This is a genomic window from Mesorhizobium sp. M1A.F.Ca.IN.020.06.1.1 (genome assembly GCF_004023265.1).
Classification (GTDB): Bacteria; Pseudomonadota; Alphaproteobacteria; order Rhizobiales; family Rhizobiaceae; genus Mesorhizobium.
This window is the reverse complement of the sequence record NZ_RZSR01001519.1, coordinates 1-835: the sequence shown is the minus strand read 5'-3', so window position 1 is coordinate 835 and position 835 is coordinate 1. Positions and strand designations below refer to the sequence as shown.

Annotated in this window: 1 protein-coding gene; it reads right to left on the bottom strand. The window is 67.3% G+C overall.

The window, feature by feature from the left end:
- Positions 1 to 30: 30 nt before the first annotated feature.
- Positions 31 to 835 (bottom strand): MoxR family ATPase (locus EOA60_RS35255; RefSeq protein WP_164899886.1); only part of this gene is annotated, 805 nt, incomplete at its 5' end.

Here is an 835-nt window from a genome sequence, read left to right as displayed (position 1 = left end):
CCGCCCATACCGCTCTGCCGCTCGGATAGATCAACGCGGCGCTTCCGTCCGGTCGACCAGGTCGGACACGATCTGCTCGACCAGCCGTCCGTCGATCTGCGCCGCCGGCGAGAGGATGACGCGGTGGCGCAGCGCCGGCACGGCTAAAGCCTTGACGTCGTCGGGGATGACATAGTTGCGGCCGTCGAGCGCCGCCCGGGCTCGCGCCGCGCGCGCCAGCATGGCGCCGGCGCGAGGACTGGCGCCGACCTCCAGATCCGGGCTTTCGCGCGTGCCGCGGACAAGGGCCGCGATGTAGCCGACGACGTCGTCGACCAGCGTGACGGCGCCCACTGTGGCAAGCGCCGCCTCCAGCGTCTTGCGGTCGGTCTGCGCCTTGATGCCGTATTGCTCGATATTGTGCGAGGCGGAGCCGCCGCCGTGGTGGATGATGATGGCACGTTCTTCCTGCGCGTCCGGATAGCTGACCCGGTGCTTGAACAGGAAGCGGTCGAGCTGGGCCTCGGGGAGCGGATAGACGCCTTGATGCTCGATCGGGTTCTGCGTCGCCACCACCATGAAATTCTTGCCGAGCGAATGGGTCGTGCCGTCGAATGTGACAGCGTGCTCCTGCATGGCTTCGAGCAGTGCAGCCTGCGTCTTCGGCGGCGTGCGGTTGATCTCGTCGGCAAGCAGCAGATCGCAGAAAATCGGGCCGCGCGTCAGCGTGAACTGGCCGGTCTGGAAATTGTAGATGTTGGCGCCGACGATGTCGCCGGGCATCAGGTCGGGCGTGAACTGGATGCGCCCATAGGCGACGCCGAGCGCCTGCGCGAAGCAGCGCGCGGTCATGGTC